Raw genomic sequence first — 218 nt, 5'->3', positions numbered from 1 at the left:
CCAGGACCATGACGTTGCATTGGTTGAGAGATCCGTGAACGCAATACTCAGGGGAGCAATACCTTCAGTTACATTAGCACTGAAATCAGAAACCGGAAGTATAGGAACTGATGTCACATTGATATAACCGGTCTTGACTTCGGAAGCAGTACCATTGATATTACTGACAGTTAGATTGACAGTATACAAACCAGCTGTATCATACGTATGAATTATAT

At 40.8% G+C, this 218-nt stretch carries 1 protein-coding gene; it reads right to left on the bottom strand.

All coding sequences use genetic code 11. The features are described from left to right. Nucleotides 1–218: hypothetical protein (locus E7X57_RS12620; protein WP_167881003.1), on the bottom strand; the 218-nt coding region annotated here is incomplete at both ends.

Origin of the sequence: Methanococcoides sp. AM1, from assembly GCF_900774055.1 — an archaeon.
In the GTDB taxonomy this organism is placed as follows: Archaea; Halobacteriota; Methanosarcinia; order Methanosarcinales; family Methanosarcinaceae; genus Methanococcoides.
The sequence above is the reverse complement of the archived record's forward strand: the minus strand, read 5'-3'. Positions and strand labels throughout refer to the sequence as shown.